The sequence below is a fragment of the Enterobacter sp. GER_MD16_1505_Eko_090 genome (assembly GCF_003331015.1).
In the GTDB taxonomy this organism is placed as follows: Bacteria; Pseudomonadota; Gammaproteobacteria; order Enterobacterales; family Enterobacteriaceae; genus Enterobacter; species Enterobacter roggenkampii.
On the sequence record NZ_PUQF01000010.1, the window covers coordinates 13,208 to 28,520 of the forward strand.

The 15,313-nt window shown below is 53.9% G+C and carries 15 protein-coding genes; 5 read left to right on the forward strand and 10 right to left on the reverse strand.

Annotated features, from left to right (window positions below; translation table 11 throughout):
• Positions 1-18: 18 nt before the first annotated feature.
• Entirely contained in the window at positions 19-903 is an 885-nt protein-coding gene (locus tag C6A40_RS12630) for a MarR family transcriptional regulator (RefSeq protein ID WP_114191289.1), read from the reverse strand.
• A gap of 276 nt (positions 904-1,179) precedes the next feature.
• Here C6A40_RS12630 and C6A40_RS12635 point away from each other — a divergent pair, with 276 nt between their 5' ends.
• Positions 1,180-2,643, forward strand: coding sequence for an EAL domain-containing protein (locus C6A40_RS12635; protein ID WP_045335836.1), 1,464 nt, complete (start codon positions 1,180-1,182; stop codon positions 2,641-2,643).
• Positions 2,644-2,672: 29 nt separating this feature from the next.
• Here the strand turns inward: C6A40_RS12635 and C6A40_RS12640 are convergent, their stop codons facing one another.
• The 3 genes from C6A40_RS12640 to C6A40_RS12650 form a co-directional block, all read right to left on the reverse strand.
• On the reverse strand, positions 2,673-2,945 hold the full coding sequence (locus tag C6A40_RS12640) for a DUF883 family protein (RefSeq protein WP_008502294.1): 273 nt from the start codon (positions 2,943-2,945) through the stop codon (positions 2,673-2,675).
• A gap of 119 nt (positions 2,946-3,064) precedes the next feature.
• Positions 3,065-3,733 carry an epoxyqueuosine reductase QueH gene (locus C6A40_RS12645; protein WP_008502293.1) on the reverse strand — a complete coding sequence of 223 codons (669 nt, stop codon included), beginning with the start codon at positions 3,731-3,733 and terminating at the stop codon, positions 3,065-3,067.
• A 124-nt stretch (positions 3,734-3,857) separates the two neighbouring features.
• Positions 3,858-4,334, reverse strand: coding sequence for a GNAT family N-acetyltransferase (locus tag C6A40_RS12650; protein WP_008502292.1), 477 nt, complete (start codon positions 4,332-4,334; stop codon positions 3,858-3,860).
• A 90-nt stretch (positions 4,335-4,424) separates the two neighbouring features.
• Here C6A40_RS12650 and C6A40_RS12655 point away from each other — a divergent pair, with 90 nt between their 5' ends.
• On the forward strand, positions 4,425-5,354 hold the full coding sequence (locus C6A40_RS12655; protein WP_045335834.1) for a LysR family transcriptional regulator: 930 nt from the start codon (positions 4,425-4,427) through the stop codon (positions 5,352-5,354).
• Between the two features lie 83 nt (positions 5,355-5,437).
• Here C6A40_RS12655 and C6A40_RS12660 read toward each other — a convergent pair whose 3' ends face one another.
• Positions 5,438-5,935: a surface-adhesin E family protein gene (locus C6A40_RS12660; RefSeq protein ID WP_239991049.1), complete on the reverse strand. Its 498-nt coding sequence runs from the start codon at positions 5,933-5,935 to the stop codon at positions 5,438-5,440.
• Positions 5,932-6,555 carry a hypothetical protein gene (locus tag C6A40_RS12665; RefSeq protein WP_045335832.1) on the reverse strand — a complete coding sequence of 208 codons (624 nt, stop codon included), beginning with the start codon at positions 6,553-6,555 and terminating at the stop codon, positions 5,932-5,934. The genes C6A40_RS12660 and C6A40_RS12665 overlap by 4 nt, the downstream gene beginning before the upstream one ends.
• Before the next feature lie 200 nt (positions 6,556-6,755).
• Between C6A40_RS12665 and C6A40_RS12670 the strand changes: the two genes are divergently transcribed.
• The 3 genes from C6A40_RS12670 (at position 6,756) to C6A40_RS12680 (ending at position 10,032) form a co-directional block, all read left to right on the forward strand.
• On the forward strand, positions 6,756-7,031 hold the full coding sequence (locus C6A40_RS12670; protein ID WP_021242544.1) for a metal/formaldehyde-sensitive transcriptional repressor: 276 nt from the start codon (positions 6,756-6,758) through the stop codon (positions 7,029-7,031).
• 30 nt (positions 7,032-7,061) lie between these two features.
• A complete protein-coding gene (locus tag C6A40_RS12675) occupies positions 7,062-8,180 on the forward strand; it encodes an S-(hydroxymethyl)glutathione dehydrogenase/class III alcohol dehydrogenase (RefSeq protein ID WP_021242543.1) in 1,119 nt (372 codons plus the stop codon).
• Between the two features lie 160 nt (positions 8,181-8,340).
• Positions 8,341-10,032: a methyl-accepting chemotaxis protein gene (locus C6A40_RS12680; RefSeq protein WP_114191290.1), complete on the forward strand. Its 1,692-nt coding sequence runs from the start codon at positions 8,341-8,343 to the stop codon at positions 10,030-10,032.
• A 119-nt stretch (positions 10,033-10,151) separates the two neighbouring features.
• Here C6A40_RS12680 and C6A40_RS12685 read toward each other — a convergent pair whose 3' ends face one another.
• The 4 genes from C6A40_RS12685 to C6A40_RS12700 form a co-directional block, all read right to left on the reverse strand.
• Positions 10,152-12,533, reverse strand: coding sequence for a glucose/quinate/shikimate family membrane-bound PQQ-dependent dehydrogenase (locus C6A40_RS12685; protein ID WP_045335828.1), 2,382 nt, complete (start codon positions 12,531-12,533; stop codon positions 10,152-10,154).
• A gap of 250 nt (positions 12,534-12,783) precedes the next feature.
• Positions 12,784-13,707, reverse strand: coding sequence for a LysR substrate-binding domain-containing protein (locus tag C6A40_RS12690; RefSeq protein WP_045335826.1), 924 nt, complete (start codon positions 13,705-13,707; stop codon positions 12,784-12,786).
• A 180-nt stretch (positions 13,708-13,887) separates the two neighbouring features.
• Positions 13,888-14,772, reverse strand: coding sequence for an SDR family oxidoreductase (locus C6A40_RS12695; protein WP_021242539.1), 885 nt, complete (start codon positions 14,770-14,772; stop codon positions 13,888-13,890).
• A gap of 64 nt (positions 14,773-14,836) precedes the next feature.
• Complete coding sequence (locus tag C6A40_RS12700; protein ID WP_008502282.1) at positions 14,837-15,226, reverse strand: YdeI family stress tolerance OB fold protein; 390 nt, start codon at positions 15,224-15,226, stop codon at positions 14,837-14,839.
• Positions 15,227-15,313 lie beyond the last annotated feature (87 nt).

Genomic DNA, 15,313 nt, shown 5'->3' on the forward strand with positions numbered 1-15,313 from the left:
CACCGAACGCCTGATGGATTATACGGTTGACGTCACGTTGTGAAGGTGGCGTCGCTCTTTAGGAACCACGTTGATGTAATGCGTGACATACGCAAAATATAATCCGGCATAATTTTCGACGAGTTCGATAAACGCCGGATAGACCGATAGCCGACCATCACCCCGATCTTTCAGATAGCCTGCCTCCTGAGCTGATTTGATAATCCGGTTGACGTGGATGCGCGATACAAAAAATTCTTTTGCGAGCGTGCTGGCTGAATAGTCAATAACGGCACCATGGGTGGATTTGTTTTTCATAGCCTGCAGGTAAAGATAAAGCATAATCATACGGCCACCATCTTTATCAATAAATAATCCTACTTCAGGCAAAACCTTTCTGAACGTTAATCCCCGAAAAAGATATTCTGCCGCGCGGCGGAAGAAGTTACTTCTCAAAATATCATTGTCCAGCAGGTTTACATTAATATTAAATGTCGGATAAAGAATACTGACGGGCAAAAAAGCGCCGGACATATAACGCTTTAGTTCATTCAGGCCTTTTTCGGTTGGCGCGATTCTCGTCTTTCGTCTGTCTTCCGTACAGCGCCAGGTCCTGATGCGCTCGGTGGTTCTGAGTATCGTAATGATCGCAATAACGCTGTTGGGGCTGGCTATCTTATAGCGAGAACATAACTCTTTAATTTCAGAAACTGACTCGGCCTGATTGCCAAAAATAAAACAGCACATGGAGAGGATAATGTTGAACCGTGATTCCTGTAGCATTGTCTTGTAGAACAAAGGTTGTTTTTTGTAGATGGTGTCATTAATTGTGTAGTGCTCTAATATTGCCTCACCGAATCGTGGATTGCTCTTTATGACATCCCTTCGATGTAGCAAGGCCCTGGATGAGATATGATTATCCATAGCATTTTTCTCGTATTTGAATGAGCCGATAGATGAAGTGTCCAGTCTTCTTTTTCGGAATTTTCATTATACCCTGAGAATAAAACATTTGCCGTGGTTATTTGAAAAGAAAAGTATAGTTAAACGTTTGTGATTAACGCAAAGATGTTCCGGTGAATTAGACTGATAACAGTTTCTTAACCCTGGGTGCTACTGTAAAATTATACTACGCAACAGATGCAATAGATTTTACGCATACTCAAACAGAAATGGCGCTTTGGTGCCCAGGAGCAGGTTATGACCCAAAAAATGTCTCTCAAAAATGGGGTTTGCGATGAACATAAATTTGTCATCTCAGCCTGCGGCTTCACATTTCAGGGGTATTGTTCGATCCTCAATAAGTACGGGATCCACGCTTCCCAAATTCACTTTAACGGAGATGAGGCCTCCCAACAGGATGTTGAAAATATCCTTAAAAATCAGGATGCCCATATCGTGGTGTTCCTCGGGAAAGGTGTCGTCAATCTCCTGGAAAGCCTGAAGCGACTGGCCTCGGTACTCAATGCACTCCCCGTTATTCGGCATGTCACCCTGTATGGTGATATTCCTGACGGCTGGCTGTACCGCACGCTGGGCAGTCTTTTAAATAACAGTTATCAATTATCATTGATTCGCGTTGCCAGCGTTTCGGACATAGTAGGCTGTTTTAATACCCATTACAAAAGCTTTAAGGATCGTTCCCGTGTATTACGCGAACGCTACATGGATATTGGCTCTGAAGAAAATCTAAAGTGGTTAACAAGAAGAGAGATTGACGTTTTATTAAATTTCTATCGTGGTATGTCCGTAAAGGAAATGTGCGATAGAATGGGGTTATCGAATAAAACGGTTTATACCCACCGAAAGGAAGGTGTGCTTAAATTACGTTTAATTAAGCGCTGGTTACACGATCCGCACAATTTTAAAGCAGATAAACCTGATAAACACCTGCGTCAAAAAGTGGGGTTCACGGAAAAAGAAGCCGAAATTTTTAATGCGTTACGTAATCGGGAAATATTCCCGGCATATCAGATTATTACCGATCGAGATAAAAAAGGGGTTGGGTTTGAAATCCTGATTCGCTGGAATAAAAACGGTAAAATTGTCAAGCCTGCCAGTTTTTTAACGGATGTTTCCAATCATGAAATCTGGCTGAAAATTACGGCGTTGGTCATCCATGCCGCCGTTTCAGGTATTAATAAGTATAACGGGAAATACTATTTTTCAGTGAATATTCCGCCTCGTCTGGCGTCCGGGAATGCTTTGCCTGATATGGCACGGAAAGCCATCGGCATGCTGCTCAAACCGCAGTGGGCTGAAAAGCTGGTTTTTGAATTTGCAGAAGATATTGACGTGACGAAGGACAAAAGGATCCCTGAAACCATGCGGCATTTACGCAATACGGGGTGTCGATTGTTCCTGGATGACTGCTTCTCTAACCATCAAACCATGTTCCCGGTGCGCCAGGTGCATTTCGATGGGCTTAAGCTGGATCGGGACATCGTTGAGCATTTTGTGGCAAACGACAATGACTATAATTTGATTAAAGCGATACAGGTTTACAGCGACATGACCGGAACGGACTGTATTGCAGAGGGGGTTGATAGTGAAGAAAAGTTTGCGAAATTAGTCGAGCTGGGCATCAAGAACTTTCAGGGATATTATTTATCGCGTGCCGTGAAAGAGGAGGAGTTAGACCGCATGGTCAGGTTGTTTAGTTAAGAAAAAATAAAGCCCCGAAGGGCCCTGGGTTATTTCCGGCCCAGCAACAAGCCGAGAACTATACCGATTGCACCCGCGGCAACGAGGCCGGTGAGGGGATTGTTTCTGACGGCTTCAGTGACATCGGAAACGGCATCGCTGGCCTGAGCGGCATATTTTTTAGCAGCACCTTTAACCTGATGTTTTGGTGAATCAACGAATTCACCAAACTGCTGCTGCGCTGAACCTGCAAGTTCATCAAATTTATTTTTTGCTTTGTCTTCAGCAAACTGGGTGTTTTTATCAGTACCGAAATCAGACATTTTTGCCTCCTTTTGTTGATAGTTAAAGGATAGCCGCTCTTTGTGGATACGGCAGACGAAAGGCTAAATTCGGCACCTGAAAGGGCGGTTTTCGGATATATCTCTATACCCGGAACCCGTTATTTCTCATTGTCATCCTGACCGTAAAACAGTTTCCCAATGCGGATCAGCGGGCGGCCCTGTGACTTACGGTGCAGGTTACTGTCCCTGAGCGAATAAACGCAGCCGCAGTATTCCTGCTGGTAAAACTGTTCCCGCTTGCTGATCTCAATCATGCGCGAGGAGCCGCCCTGTTTACGCCAGTTATAGTCCCAGTACACCATACCCGGATAGCGCGCCGCCGCACGCTGGCCGCAGTCATTTATCTGCTGCATGTTCTTCCAGCGGGAGATCCCCAGCGAGCTGCTGATGACGCTGAATCCATTTTCTGCCGCATAGAGCGCCGTACGCTCGAAACGCATATCGAAGCACATGGTGCAGCGGACGCCGCGCTCGGGTTCCCATTCCATACCTTTTGCGCGCTCAAACCAGTTATCGGTGTCGTAATCGGCATCAACAAACGGCACGCCGTGTTTTTCCGCAAAGCGAATATTTTCCTCCTTACGAATGAGGTATTCCTTTTGCGGATGGATATTGGGGTTATAGAAGAAAATGGTGTACTCAATGCCCGACGCCTGGATAGCCTCCATCACTTCACCGGAGCAGGGGGCGCAGCAGGAGTGCAGCAGCAGTTTGTCAGCGCCGTTTGGCAGGGTGAGTTGAGGGCGGATAAAAGGGGCTGTCGTCATGGCGTTCTGCACTATGTTTATGAAATTTATGGAAGGGTAGCATAAATTCATAATCTGTTGAGACGGGATCGACGCAGGAAAGCGCGATCCCGCGGGGCGGGATCTTCTCGGGTATGACGTGCCGCTACTCGGCAAATTTGAGCAACGCTTCTCCGTCAAGACGGTAGCGCACCCATTCGGACTGCGGCAGCGCGCCAATGCTCAGATAAAAATCGATGGCGGGCTGGTTCCAGTCCAGCACGCTCCATTCAAGGCGACCGCACTGCCGTTGTACGGCGAGCTGGGCGATATGTTTCAGCAGTGCTTTTCCCGCCCCCAGGCCGCGATAAGCTGGGGAAACATACAGATCTTCCATATAAATCCCGTTGCGGCCAAGCCAGGTTGAATAGCTGGTGAAGAACACGGCATAGCCGGCGATCTTGCCTTCACACTCCGCGATCAGCGCTTCGGTTTTAGTACCTGCGCCAAAGAGCGTTTCCCGGATCTCCTCAGGCGTGGTAACCACTTCTTCCGGGGCTTTTTCATACACCGCCAGCTCATAAATCATGGCGTAAATGGCTGCCGCATCTTCGGGGCGTGCCTGACGAAGGGTGATGCTCATTGTTTTTCCTGCTTTTTAGCGTGCGTCTTGATTGATGGCGTTAAGCATACGGCGTATTGTCTGAAGAATTAAGTGCAATGAAATCAACAAATGATGAATATTATGCATCCGGCCCTGAGACGTCTTGATTTAAACCTGCTGCCCGTTTTCGACGCGATTTACCGCCACCTCTCCGTTCGGCTGGCCGCTGACGAGCTGGCGATGAGCACATCCGCGCTCAGCCATGCGCTGTCGCGTCTGCGTGCCACCCTGAATGACCCGCTGTTCTTCCGCGAAGGGCACCGCATGTCCCCCAGCGTGTATGCTTCTCAGCTCGCGCCTTCCATTGCTTCCGCACTGTCGTTCCTGAATCATGAGCTGACTCCGCAGCCGGATTTTGATGCAGCCAGCAGTTCGGAGTGCTTACAAATTGCGATAACGGACTTTACCGCGCTGTGCATTTTCCCGGCTCTGATGCACAGGCTGCAGCTTGCGGCCCCGGGTTTGCGTTTCGAATTGCGCTATCTGCCGCACAGCCCGGCGCTGACGGAACTGCTGGCGGGTGAAGTGGATCTCGCGCTGGGGTTCTGCACTCAGGATGATATCCGGCACCCGGAGCTGGAAGAGATCGACTGGTTTGAAGATGAGTATGTGGTCATCAGCAACGCGCGCCAGACGCGTCTCACGCTGGAGGAGTATCTCGCGGCCCGACACTTGGTGGTGACGCCATGGAATGAGAAGCAGGGCGTTCTTGACGTACGGCTTGAGCAGCTGGGCTATACCCGACAAATCGCGATCAAAACGCCGTCGATGCTCAGCGCACCGTTTATCGTAGCGGAAAGCGACCTGCTGATGGCGATCCCCCGCTATGCCGCGGAGAAGCTGATTAAGACAGCGGATCTCAGGATTTTTGCGTTACCGTTTCCGATACGCACGTTTGAAGTGAAAATTTACTCGCATAAACGCAGCGGCCAGCGGGGCGCGACCCGCTGGCTGAAGGAGGAACTGCAGATGCTGGCGCAGGCTGTCAGGGGACGGTAGGCTATTTGTTAGCGGACAGCCCAACCCGCGCTTTCATGTAGAGCAGAGTGAGTCTGTCCATAGAAGCTTAGGTCCGGAAGATTTTATTCATCCAGTAACGGTTTTCGATTATCTTTCGCTGGCTCTGGCTTGAGTTTTTCAACGGGAATACTGCACATGCTTTCCGCTATTATCCCAAAAAGAGAGTCTTTCGGGTAACTTTCCCATTGTCCCACATCCTGTGTCACATGTACGACATCGCCTTCCGCGAACGGTTTCGAAAAATAGGTTCGCGCCATAACGGCACGCTGGTTTTTGTCGCAGTTAATCACGTCGATTGCCCGTGAGCTCGCTATGTAGACGGGAGGGTTTTTTATAATGAGTGTCTGCTCGGCGTAGTTATTGATGAAATAAAAGCGGCGTAAGCGGTCGTTACCCTGATAAGTTGAAATCACCCGAAAATCGATATACGAAGCAATTCTTTTATCTTCAAGGATTTTTATGACGCCTGCCGGTGGCTTGGGGGTAGACTGGGGCTGGGGTTTACTTGTCCCGGTACAACCTGTCAGCATAACTAATACCAGCCATGTTAGCTTTTTCATTTCGCATCCCCTGCGGATAAATCAGGTCGTAATGTCGTCAGCATGTCAGGCGTTACATTTCCCTGAACGGTACAGAGCAATAATGTCCCGTCTTTGCTTTTGCTGAGCATTAACAGCTTTTCGGTACTTTCTTTTGCCGGAGCAATACCTGACACCGCCTGCGCGTTGTCTTCCCAGTCACTGTTTGGGTTGATTTTAATCATCGTCTGAGAAACATAATCATCTCCCGCCTTTTTCCAGGACAAATGATCAAGCCTGGACATCACTTCTTCTTGCGACTCTTTGAAAATGAGTCCCCAGTAATAGTACTTACCGTAATTGATTTCATCGAGATTGCTGGTTTGCAGGTAATATCCCGATACCGTCAGATTTAATTCATGCAGCGGTTGAGCAAACCAGATGGTGCGATTGCCGTCTTCAGGGGCTTTGAACCAGGCCTGCGAACGCTTGTTGAGCGTTAAGGGGGCTACGCGGCTGAGTTTGGCTCGCTGATGATAAATCTCGTTGAAAAAGGTTGAGTCGCAGCGGGTCAACGTTTGTGTCAACGTGCTGGCGTGAACCGCGGGTGTGGCTACAGCCATACCTGCTATGAGCCCAATGGAGGAGATGAGTTTACGCATGTAATATCCCTATATTAAAAAAAGACCCTGTTTTTATCGGCTTATCAGGATGAGACTTTACGCTTTTTTATTTTGCTTCGTTATCTGGCGTATTCAATGCCTCCCCCGAGTTTTGTACAAAACCTCAACCCTCTCATCTTTAGGTTTACACAGCGGTAACAAAATAGGTACCATACCCCCCTATAGTATCAGGAGGGCGTATGCCGCATTCACCCGAAGATAAAAAACGTATTCTTACCCGCGTCCGCCGCATTCGGGGCCAGGTTGATGCCCTGGAACGCGCGCTGGAGTCGGGCGACCCCTGTCTGGCCATCCTGCAGCAAATTGCCGCCGTGCGCGGGGCTGCCAATGGCCTGATGGGCGAAATGGTTGAAATTCACCTCAAAGATGAGCTGGTAGCGGGGGAAACCACGCCGGATCAGCGTGCCGTTCGCATGGCGGAAGTCGGCCATTTACTGCGCTCTTATCTAAAATAAATCCACATACCTGACAAGAAGGGAAGACATATGAAATCTCGCGCTGCAGTTGCATTTGGCCCCGGCCAGCCGCTCAAAATCGTTGAAATTGACGTGGCACCGCCGAAAAAAGGCGAAGTGCTGATCAAAATCACCCATACCGGCGTATGTCATACCGATGCGTTTACGCTCTCGGGCGACGACCCGGAAGGCGTCTTCCCGGCGGTGCTCGGCCATGAAGGCGGCGGGATTGTAGTAGAAGTGGGCGAGGGCGTGACCAGCCTGAAGCCGGGCGATCACGTGATCCCGTTGTACACCGCGGAATGTGGCGAGTGTAAGTTCTGTAAATCCGGCAAAACTAACCTCTGCCAGGCCGTTCGCGCCACCCAGGGGAAAGGGCTGATGCCCGACGGGACGACCCGTTTCTCCTACAACGGCGAGCCGGTTTATCACTACATGGGCACCAGCACCTTCAGCGAATACACCGTTTGCGCGGAGATCTCGCTGGCGAAGGTGAACCCGCAGGCGCCGCTGGATAAAGTCTGCCTGCTGGGCTGCGGCGTGACCACCGGTATTGGCGCGGTGCATAACACCGCAAAAGTCAAAGAGGGCGATACCGTGGCGGTGTTCGGTCTCGGCGGCATTGGTCTGGCGGTGATCCAGGGCGCGGTGCAGGCGAAGGCCGGCCGTATCATCGCGGTCGATACCAACCCGGAGAAATTCAGGCTGGCGGGAGAAATGGGCGCGACCGATTTCGTGAACCCGAAAGATCACGAGAAGCCGATTCAGGACGTCATCGTTGAGATGACCGACGGCGGCGTGGACTTCAGCTTCGAGTGTATCGGCAACGTCAACGTGATGCGTTCCGCGCTGGAGTGCTGCCACAAAGGCTGGGGCGAGAGCATCATCATTGGCGTGGCCGGTGCGGGTCAGGAGATTAAAACCCGTCCATTCCAGCTGGTCACCGGGCGCGTATGGCGCGGTTCTGCGTTTGGCGGCGTGAAGGGGCGTACCCAGCTTCCGGGTATGGTTGAAGATGCCATGGTCGGCAAGATTCAGCTCGATCCGTTCATTACCCACCGCTTACCGCTGGAGCAGATCAACGAGGCGTTTGATCTGATGCACGAAGGAAAATCCATCCGTACCGTTATCCATTTCGGCGACAAGTAACTCTTCTGCCAGCGGTTTTTCGCCGCTGGCATTTCTTTAATAATCTTCTCTAAAGTGTGACCAGTGCGGCGTTTTTAGCCGTAATCTAAATCTCTGCCGTGCCGATGACTATTTAACAGGCGTGTTTTTACGCATCTTACCTACAAGAGAGTCGACGGTCATGGACAACACTACTTCGATGCTGGCGCAGCGCAAGCTGGGCTTCTTGCATCACATCAGGCTGGTTCCGCTGTTTTCCTCCATTCTCGGTGGCATTATTCTTCTGTTTGCCTTGAGCTCGGGTCTGGCAGGGTATTTCCTGCTGCAGGCCGATAACGATCAGCAGGATGTCACATCCGAAATTCAGGTGCGTATGGGGCTGTCGAACAGCTCAAACCATCTGCGAACCGCGCGTATCAATCTGATCCACGCCGGTGCGGCAAGCCGTATCGCGGAGATGGACGCGATGAAGCAGAACATCAGCGAGGCGGAAACACGCATTAAGCAGTCCCAGGAGAGCTTTACCGCCTACATGAATCGCGCCGTGCGCACCGCCGAGGGCGCAGCGCTGGATGCGGAGCTTAAGACCCGGTATGACGCCTATATCGCGGGCATGCAGCCGATGGTCAAATTCGCCAAAAACGGCATGTTCGAGGCGATCATCAATCACGAAAACGAAACGGCGCGTCCGCTGGATGACGCGTACAACGCCGTACTGCTGAAGGCGGTTAAGATCCGTACCGACCGTGCCAATGCGCTAACGGCGCAGGCGCACAGCCGCACGCAGCTGGGCCTGATGTTTATGGTGGGCGCGTTTGCGCTGGCGCTGGTGCTGACGGCGATGACCTTTGTCGTGCTGCGCCGCACGGTAATCAATCCGCTGCAGCGGGCAGCGAAACGTATCGAGAATATCGCTAAGGGCGACCTGACGATGCCGGACGACGTGGCCGGGCGCAGCGAAATTGGCCGCCTGACGCGGGATCTGCAAACCATGCAGCACTCGCTTGAAAAAACGGTCGGCACCGTGCGTCAGGGGGCGGAGGAGATTTACCGCGGCACCAGCGAGATCTCTGCCGGTAACACCGATCTCTCTTCCCGCACCGAGCAGCAGGCTGCCGCCATCGAGCAGACCGCCGCCAGCATGGAACAGCTTACTGCGACGGTGAAGCAGAACGCGGATAACGCCCATCATGCCAGCAAGCTGGCGGAAGATGCCTCCGGGAAAGCCACCCGCGGCGGCCAGATGGTCTCCGGCGTGGTGAAAACCATGGGCAATATCTCCAGCAGCTCGAAGAAGATCTCTGAAATCACCGCCGTGATTAACAGCATTGCCTTCCAGACCAATATCCTGGCGCTTAACGCGGCGGTAGAAGCGGCGCGGGCGGGTGAACAGGGGCGCGGATTTGCCGTGGTGGCCAGTGAAGTGCGCACCCTGGCAAGCCGCAGTGCGAATGCCGCAAAAGAGATCGAAAGCCTGATCAACGAATCGGTTTCGCTGATCGATCAGGGGTCCGGTGAAGTTGTTGCCGCCGGTAACACCATGAATGAGATCGTCGACGCGGTGAAGCGCGTCACCGACATCATGCTGGAGATTGCCGCGGCGTCCGATGAGCAGAGTCGCGGTATCGTCCAGGTGAGCCAGGCGATTTCGGAGATGGATAAAGTGACCCAGCAGAACGCCTCGCTGGTGGAAGAAGCCTCCGCGGCGGCGGCGTCTCTGGAAGAACAGGGCGCGCGTCTGACCGAGGCGGTTGGGGCGTTTCGGTTGAGCGGTGCGAAGCCGAACCGCGCGGTGACGGCTGCACCGGTGGCGCAGAACGTACCGTTGCGCCCGGCGGCGACGGTTTTCGGGGATAACTGGGAGACGTTCTGAGTCGCGTGTTTTGTCGGGTGGCGGCTTCGCCTTACCCGACCTACTTGTATTTGTAGGCCCGCGTAAGCGAAGCGCCACCGGGCAAAAAAAAGGGACCAAAAGGTCCCTTTTTTCATCGGTTATTTCTTATCAGGTAACGCGTACGCGATAACGTAATCACCGCGATCCGGCGACTGGCGGGCGCCACCGGCGTTAATGATGATGTACTGCTTACCGGTTTTTGGCGACACGTAGGTCATCGGGCCGGACTGGCTGCCGACCGGCAGGCGGTCTTTCCAGATCTCTTTCCCGGTGGCGGTATCAAACGCGCGCAGGTAGAAATCCTGGGTGCCGGCAAAGAACAGCAGGCCAGACTGGGTCGAGAGCGATGCCCCAAGCGTCGGCATGCCGATTGGGATTGGCATGTGCATGCGAATGCCCAGCGGGCCGGTATCTTCCACCGTACCAACAGGAACCTGCCACACCAGCTTGCCGGTTTTCAGGTCAACCGCCGACATGGTGCCAAACGGCGGCTTCTGGCACGGAATGCCCAGCGGCGACAGGAAGCGCTCGCGCATCGCGCCGAACGGCGTGCCGTCCATCGGGACAATCCCCATCTCGATGCCGCTGGCATCTTTCGCCACGTTCGCGCGCGGCACCATGTAGTTTGCCAGACCCAAACGCATATCGTTGACGAACATCAGGCTGTTGTTCGGGTCAACGGAGACGCTGCCCCAGTTCATCCCGCCGAGTGAGCCGGGGAACTGCAGGGAACGGTCGAGACCCGGAGGGGTGAAGACGCCCTGATGACGCATCTCTTTAAACTGAATGCGGCACAGCAGCAGGTCGACTGGCGTCGCGCCCCACATGTCGGACTCGGTCAGCGTCTGGTTGCCAATCATCGGCATGCCAACAGAGTACGGCTGGGTTGGGGAGTAGCGTTCACCTTCAACGTTACCCGCCGGGACAGGGCGTTCCTCGACCTTCGCCACCGGCTTGCCGGTTTCGCGGTTAAGCATGAAGATCATGCCCTGCTTGCTGGTCTGCACCAGCACAGGCGTGGTGCCGCCCTTGCCGTCAGGCAGGTCGTACAGCAGAGGCTGGGAAGGCAGGTCAAAGTCCCACAGGTCGTGATGGGTGGTCTGGAAATGCCAGCGGACCTGGCCGGTGGCCGCGTCGACGGCGACGATGGAGGAACTGTACTTATCGTCCAGCGCGGTACGCTCGCCCGCCCAGAAGTCTGGCGTGGCGTTGCCGGTTGGCAGGTAGATCAGGTTCAGTTTGGCGTCGTAGGACATCGCAGACCAGACGTTCGGCGTACCGCGGGTGTAGGTCTGGCCTTCCGGCGGCAGGCCGGTCAGGTTCGGATTACCCGGATCCCACGCCCAGGCCAGCTTACCGGTGTGAACGTCGTAGGCGCGGACCACGCCCGGCGGCTCGCCGGTCGAGTAGTTATCCGCGACGCGACCGCCGACGACAACGACGTTTCCGGCTACCAGCGGCGTGGAGGTCTGCTGATAATATCCGGGCTTAATCTCACCCATGCCGACGCTCAGATCCACGGTGCCATGGTCGCCAAAGTCGTCGCAGACCTTGCCGTTATCCGCGTTGATGGCAATCAGACGGGCGTCGGTGGTGGGCAGGAACAGGCGGCGAGGGCATGCCGCTGGCGATGTTCCGGTCTGTGACGCTGTCACGTTTGCATGATCTTCAAAGTAGCCCAGACCGCGGCAGCGCTGCCAGTTCGGCGCGGTGGCTTTCGAATCATAACGCCATTTTTCTTTACCGGAATCCACGTCCAGCGCCAGCACTTTACTGTACGGCGTACAGACAAACAGCGTGTCGCCAACCTGCAGCGGCGTGTTCTGATCTTCCGCACCCGAGCCGTTGCTCTGCGGAATATCGCCGGTGTGCGCAACCCACGCGACTTTCAGCGAGCTGACGTTTTGCTTGTTAATCTGGTCCAGCGCGGCGAAGCGGTCGCCGTGGGTGGTGTTGCCCCAGTGCTCCCAGTTCTTTTGCTGCTCGCCGGGTGCGACGGGTTTCACCGGCACGGGCTCGTTCGCTGCCACAAGGGTTTGCGGCTTAAACATCCAGCCGAGGCTGACCAGCATGGCCACCGCGAGCAGCGCCGCGACGCCAAAAGCGGGGGCTTTGTTTGGTGCAGTGTGGTTTGCCGCGCGCAGGAAGGGCCAGACGATGGCGCACAGGAACGCCAGCACGGCAAAGGTAAACAGGCGGGAGAAGAGCGGCCAGAAATCCCAGCCCGCATCGCTTACCGCCCAGAACAGCGAGGCAATAAACGCGATGCCGTAAAGCAGGATCCCGCTGGTGCGGTTGAGGAAAATCAGGATCGCGGCAATCACCATTGCCACGCCCATTATCAGGAAGTAACTACTCCCGCCTACGGTGGCGAGCTTAAAGCCCAACCCGCCGACCGCCAGACCGATGAGCATCATCAGTCCGGCAAGAAGCCACTGCAGAATACGCGGTATTCCACGTGGCGCGCTGCCAAATGCCATTTCTCTCTCCTTTAGATCCCGCCGCCGTGTCGGGTATGTACCAGTTGGGTAATAAATGCGGTGGGATTGATGATTAGTACGGGTGAATTCGTTTTTATCAAACCGCTTGTGAACCATTTGGTGAATTCACGGCTATGATAAAACTGTTAAATTGTTTTACGCAATTGTTAATGAATGATTTCGCATTATTTGATTAACGCGCAGGTCTGTTCCCTCGCCCCTTTAGGGGAGAGGGTTAGGGTGAGGGGTATTAAACCGGCATCGATTTACGGATGGCGCTCAGCAGCGTCTGCGCGCCCGAGGAAAGCGGGGTATCTACCCGGGTCAAAATGCCGATAGGTTCACCGGCGCCGGGGGCCGTTACGGGGAGAGCGGTCAGCGTGCCCTGGCGCAAATCATCTTTTACCGCGCCGGAGGGAACGAACCAGACGTAGTCATAGTCGAGGGTGAGCTGGCGTGAAAGCGAGGCTGACAGCGTTTCGATACACCCTGAGGGCAGCGTACACCCCTGCATTTGCAGCAAGGTTTCGGCGGTCTGACGTGGGACGGTCCCTTTCGGGCACACCACCACCGGCCACTCCATGACACGGCTTAACGTCACCGTGTCCTGCAGCAGCGGATGATCGGGACGAACCACCAGCTTCAGGGATTCCAGGAACAGCAGCTCGTAATTGAGACCGCCCATCAGTTCAGGGTCGGACATGCGGCCAATCCCGATATCCAGCTCGCCCGATTTCAGCCCCGCAAGCAGCATGGTGTTATTCATGGTGGCAACCTGGATCGTGGTATGCCGTTGCTGCTTGTGGAACTGGCCAATCACCGGCGGAAGAATGCCCAGCGCGGCGGTGGGCAGGGCCCCAACGCGGACGACCTCGCTGGTGTGTTCTTCTTTTCGATGCAGCGACTGGCCTGCGGTATTGAGCGCATCCAGCACCTTAACGGCATGCGTAAGGAACTGTTCGCCCACGATGGTAAGCTGCGCCCCCAGCCGACCCCGGTCAAAAAGACGGGCGCCGGTCAGCTGTTCAAGCTCGTTGAGGGTTTTCGAGAGCGCAGGCTGGCTCAGGTTAAGAGTTTCAGCCGCACGCCCCAGCGTTCCCTGTTGAGCGACGGCCACAAATGTATGCAAATGGCGCAAGCGTATGCGCTGACTGAACAGACCATTTTTTTCCATAGGCGATGTTAAAAACAGAGCGATGCGGGTGACAAGCTAAGTTGTTTAATTTTGATAACTTGATAGCAAAATATTTTTAACATTTGATCTGTTTGAGTTACAACATGTTTTTCGGCAGGGAAAGAAATGTGAACATCCTTGTTCATTTATTGCTCATTGCAGAGAGGGAGGGTTAAGGGGTTAGATCACGCCGTCACCGCCGTCAGAACACCATACCTGGCCGGAGGTAAATGAACATTCATCCGAGGCCAGCGTGACGTACAGCGGGGCAATCTCGACGGGCTGACCCGGACGTCCCAGCGGGGTATCGCCGCCAAACTCCTTCACTTTTTCCATCGGCTGGCCGCCGCTGGATTGCAGCACCGTCCAGTAAGGGCCAGGGGCGACCGCGTTGACGCGAATGCCTTTCGGACCCAGCTGCTTGGCTAAGGATTTGGTAAATACCGCCAGGCAGGCTTTGGTCTGGGCGTAGTCCAGCAGCACCGGGCTCGGCTTCACGGCCTGAACGGAGGAGGTATTAATGATAACGGACGAGGCTTTCAGGTGGCGCAGCGCCGCCTTCGTGATCCAGAAGGGGGCATAGACGTTGGTTTTAAACGTCGCGTCAAAATCTTCGGTGGTCAGCTCTTCAAGGGATTCACGGAACTGCTGACGACCGGCGTTATTGACCAGAATATCCAGCCCGCCCAGCTTCGAGACGGCTTCTTCGACCAGATTCTGGCAGAAGGTTTCGTCCCGAACGTCCCCCGGTAGCGCGACGGCATTCCGGCCTTCGGCTTTGATCAGGTCGATGACCTCCGCGGCGTCTTTTTCCTCTTCAGGCAGGTAGTTAATGGCCACGTCTGCACCTTCACGGGCATAGGCGATGGCCACTGCGCGACCGATACCCGAGTCACCGCCGGTGATCAGCGCTTTTTTACCGGCCAGGCGGCCATGCCCTTTGTAGCTGGTTTCCCCGTGGTCGGGTACAGGTTGCATTTCGGATGCCAGTCCCGGTGGCGTTTGCGGCTGTTCCGGGAACGGGGGCTGCGGGTAAGCGTTCGTACGTTGTTGGGTATCACTCATAGCTGACTCCTTAAGCCAAGGGGTGAGATTTGATGGATAACTGCAGCGTTAACGCTTCGCTGAATTATTTCTGCAAACGATCGACACGGACGACGGCAGGAGATGATTTTTTATCAAGCGAACCGTTGATGCTGATCATCTGGTCGGGTTTTACCGTTCTGCCGTCGAAGACTGCCTGGGGAATAATAACGTCGATTTTTCCGGTTTTATCCTGAAATACAAACTTATCGCCGCTACCGTCAATAAGATTACCGCGTAATGAAATGGTCGCACCGTCGTGCAGTTGTTTTGCCTGATCGATGGTCATAATACGCGCGTCATCGGTTCCGCGATATCCGCTATCCAGGGCGTGGGGCGGCGGCGGGGCTTCACCTTTTTGTAACCCGCCGTTATTATCTGCCCATGCGGCCGGAACCAGAAATATCAAAAAAGCGGAAATAAGCGATAATTTCATCGGATATCCTTCATTTTGGGTGTCTTGACTTATTAAGTATTGTTGCTATTCCTTTATGTGGCAAATGTGATAAGTCCTAAAAACATT